At 73.2% G+C, this 3,483-nt stretch carries 5 protein-coding genes; all 5 read right to left on the bottom strand.

Annotated features, from left to right (window positions below; all coding sequences use genetic code 11):
• On the bottom strand, nt 1-542 hold a 542-nt coding region (locus tag VOI19_RS16535), incomplete at its 3' end, for an FGGY-family carbohydrate kinase (protein WP_323794059.1).
• A 142-nt stretch (nt 543-684) separates the two neighbouring features.
• Nucleotides 685-1,302: an ROK family protein gene (locus tag VOI19_RS16530; protein WP_323794060.1), complete on the bottom strand. Its 618-nt coding sequence runs from the start codon at nt 1,300-1,302 to the stop codon at nt 685-687.
• A complete protein-coding gene (locus tag VOI19_RS16525; RefSeq protein WP_323794058.1) occupies nt 1,289-1,846 on the bottom strand; it encodes a helix-turn-helix domain-containing protein in 558 nt (185 codons plus the stop codon). The genes VOI19_RS16530 and VOI19_RS16525 overlap by 14 nt, the downstream gene beginning before the upstream one ends.
• Before the next feature lie 28 nt (nt 1,847-1,874).
• Nucleotides 1,875-3,077, bottom strand: a complete 1,203-nt coding sequence (locus tag VOI19_RS16520; RefSeq protein ID WP_323794057.1) for an RNA polymerase sigma factor — start codon at nt 3,075-3,077, stop codon at nt 1,875-1,877.
• 21 nt (nt 3,078-3,098) lie between these two features.
• On the bottom strand, nt 3,099-3,467 hold the full coding sequence (locus VOI19_RS16515; protein WP_323794056.1) for a YciI family protein: 369 nt from the start codon (nt 3,465-3,467) through the stop codon (nt 3,099-3,101).
• Between the last annotated feature and the right edge of the window lie 16 nt (nt 3,468-3,483).

The following is a 3,483-nucleotide window of genomic DNA, read 5'->3' as shown; positions in this document are numbered from 1 at the left end:
GCCTGGCGTGCGGCGCCCAGGGCGACGTACTCCCCCGAGGGCGGGAGCACCACGGGACGACCGAGCACGGCCGGCGCGAGCGCGCGCAGCGCCGGGCTGCGCGTGGCGCCACCGACCATCAGCACCCGCTCGGGCTGGACGCCGGTGTGGGCCGCGTGGTGGTCGACGGCGTCGGCCAGGGCGCAGAGCAGGGCCTCGTACGACGCCCGGGCGAGGTCGGCGCGGGTGGTCGCGCCGGTGAGTCCGTGCCAGATGCCGACGGCGTCGGGACGGTTCGGCGTGCGCTCCCCGCCGTAGTAGGGCAGCAGGGTCAGCCCGCCCGACCCGGGTGCGGCCTCGAGCGCCAGCGCCGCCAGCTCGTCGTGCTCGACCCCGAGCAGGCGGCTCTGGAGGTCGAGGATCCCGGCGGCGTTCATGGTGGTGACCATCGGCAGGTAGCCCGACTGCGCGTCGGCGAAGCCGGTCACCGTGCCGGAGCCGTCGGCGACCGGCGACTGGCTGATCGCCGAGACGACCCCGCTGGTGCCGACGGAGATCAGCACGTCGCCCGGCTCCCCCCGCCGGGACGAATTTGCTGGTTCCGAGAGTGTCGACACCCGTAACGTCGGGATTGACGTATTGGAGGTGGGTTGGATCGATCCACACCCCCTCGTAGTGATGTCGCGCGACGCGGCGGAAGGCGTGTCAGGCGCCGAAGGAGCGCTCGGTGGCTGCGTGAGCGGCGCCGATCAGCACCGCACGCTCGCCGAGTCCGCTGAGGTCGATCCGCAGGTCGTGGGTCAGAGCCGTCGGGGCCTTGCGCAGCACGGCCGCGCGCACCTCGGCGAGCAGGTTGTCCCCCAGCGCCGCGACCGGCCCGCCGAGCACGACCTGGGCGGGGTTGGCGAAGGCGACCAGGGTGGCCAGCACCTCCCCCACTCGACGCCCGGCGTCGCGGGCCACCTGCACCGCGACCCGGTCACCGGCCGCCACGGCCGCGACCACGTCACCGATCTCGAGGGAGCGGCCCTCGGCGAGCACCCGGGCGAAGTCGGCTGAGCGGCCGGACTCGCCGGCCGCGCGGGCCTGCTCGACCAGAGCGGGTAGCGCAGCGAAGGAGTCGAGACAGCCGCTGTTGCCGCAGGTGCACGCAGGGCCGAACTCGTCGACCCGGACGTGGCCGATCTCGCCGCCGGCAGCGGCAGCCCCCTCGACGACCTGGCCGCCGCTCACGGTCGTCGCGGTGATGCCTGACCCCAGCCGGACGACCAGGTAGTCGCGGTGGTCACGGCCGGCTCCTGAATGACCCTCACCCCGGGCCATTGCTCGCACGGGCGTGAGGTGGGCGATCTGGTCGAGACCGATCGCCCCCTCGACGTCCCCGGCCTGTCGCCCCCTCGACGTCCCCGGCCTGGAGTCCGCCGACCGCGTCGACCGCAACGGTCAGGCCGAGCGGCGGCACGTCGGACGACGGCACCTCGGCGTCGACGTCTGCGAGCAGGTCGCGCACCGAGGTGCTCACCCACGCGAGGACCTCGCTCGCCGCGAGGCCGCTCAGGGGCAGGGTCGAGCCACGCAGGATCGTCAGACCGGCATGCACGACGGCGACCCGGGCGCGGGTCTCGCCGATCGACACCGCGACCACCCGTCGTTCCTCGTGCAGCTGCACCTGAGCCGACGGGCGACCTCCTGAGCTCACCGGTCCGGCGGCGTCCTGCACCCACCGCGACTCCGCGAGGGTGGCCAGCTCAGCGTTGATGGTGGCCCGCGAGGCGCCGAGCGTCTCGGCCAGCTGGGTGCGGGTGCGGGGTCCCTGGTCACGCAGCGACCTCAGCAGCTCACCGGCGCGATCTCCCACACGCAGCACTCTGTCACGCCTTCCGTCGCCAGACGGTTCAGGCGAGCTGGTCTCGGCGCCGCGCCAGGTAGGCGCTCTCGCCCGGGTTGTCGCTCAGCGCGATCGCGCGCTCGTACGCCGTCCGCGCCTCGTCGCTGCGACCCAGGCGCCGCAGCAGGTCGGCGCGCGTGGCGTGCCAGGCGTGATAGCCCTCGAGCTCGAGTGCCTCGACCAGGGCCAGTCCGACGGCCGGCCCGTCGAGCTCGGCCACCGCCACCGCGCGGTTGAGGGCGACGACCGGGCTCGGGTCGATCGCGGCCAGCTGTCCGTAGAGCGTGGCGATCTGGGCCCAGTCGGTGTCGGCCATCGACGGCGCATCGGTGTGGACGGCGTTGACGGCTGCCAGCAGCTGGTAGCGGCCCGGACGGTTCTGGGCCAGACAGGCCCGCACCAGGGCGTGGCCCTCCGCGATCAGGGTGCTGTCCCACGCCGAGCGGTCCTGCTCGGCGAGCGTGACCAGCTCGCCGCCGTACGAGAAGCGAGCCGCGCGACGAGCATCGGTGAGCAGCAGGAGCGCGAGCAGACCGGCGATCTCCGGAACCTCGGGAAGGAGGGCCCGCAGGAGCCGCGCGAGCCGGATCGCCTCGGCGCACAGGTCCTCTCGCACCGACACGGTCGGGGAAGTGGCGAGGTAGCCCTCGTTGAACACGAGGTAGACGACCGCGAGCACGGCGTCGAGACGGCCGGGCAGGTCGCTCGCCTCGGGCACGCGGAACGGGATGTGCGCGCCCGCGATCTTCTTCTTCGCCCGCGTGAGGCGCTGGGCCATCGTGGTCTCCGGCACCAGGAAGGCGGCGGCGATCTCCGCGACGCTCAGGCCGCCCAGGAGTCGCAGCGTCAGGGCGACCCGGGCCTCGGGGGCCAGCGCCGGGTGGCAGCAGGTGAAGATCAGCCGCAGCCGATCGTCGTCGACGACCCCGGTCGGCTCGTGTGCGGTGGAGTCGCTGATCACCGCCGCCTCCTCGTGCTTGCGCTCGCGCCGCGACTCCCGCCGCAGCCGATCGAGCGCCTTGCGGGTGGCCGTCGTGGTCAGCCAACCGCCGGGGTTGGGCGGAGTGCCGTCGAGCGGCCACTTCTCCAGCGCCACGACCAAGGCCTCCGCGGCTGCGTCCTCGGCGACGTCGAGGTCGCCGAAACGCCGTACGAGCGCAGCCACGACGCGGCCGTGCTCCTCACGGAAGACCTGCTCGATCGGCTCCATGTCGGCTGCAGCGGTGCCGGATCAGGCCTCGGGCTCGTCCTGGAACGGGCGGACCTCGACCTTGCCGGCGCACGCGCGCGAACCCTTCGTGGCCCAGGCAAGAGCCGCGTCGAGGTCAGCGGCCTCGATCACCCAGAAGCCGCCCAGGTACTCCTTCGACTCGGCATACGGGCCGTCGGTGACGATCGGCTCGCTGCCCGTGTTGTCGACGACGGTGCTCATCTCGGCCGGCTGGAGGCCACCGGCGAAGACCCACGCGCCCTGGTCCTGGAGGTCGGTGTTGAACGCGTCGACCGCGGTGAAGATCTCCTGCATCTCGCTGGGGCTCAGCTGCGCCATGCGGGCGACGTCGGCGGGGCCGTGGTTGACGGCGAGGAAGTACTGCGACATGGAAGCTCTCCTTCAG

It is taken from the genome of Nocardioides sp. (assembly GCF_034670285.1).
Taxonomy (GTDB): Bacteria; Actinomycetota; Actinomycetes; order Propionibacteriales; family Nocardioidaceae; genus Nocardioides.
Note: the sequence above shows the minus strand (reverse complement) of the source record. Positions and strands in the feature narration are given on the sequence as shown.

What these genes read in the sequence shown, in the direction of transcription:
- VOI19_RS16530 (WP_323794060.1), bottom strand. Translation starts at nt 1,302, where the DNA reads ATGGCCCGGGGTGAGGGTCATTCAGGAGCCGGCCGTGACCACCGCGAC.
- VOI19_RS16520 (WP_323794057.1), bottom strand. Translation starts at nt 3,077, where the DNA reads ATGGAGCCGATCGAGCAGGTCTTCCGTGAGGAGCACGGCCGCGTCGTG.
- VOI19_RS16515 (WP_323794056.1), bottom strand. Translation starts at nt 3,467, where the DNA reads ATGTCGCAGTACTTCCTCGCCGTCAACCACGGCCCCGCCGACGTCGCC.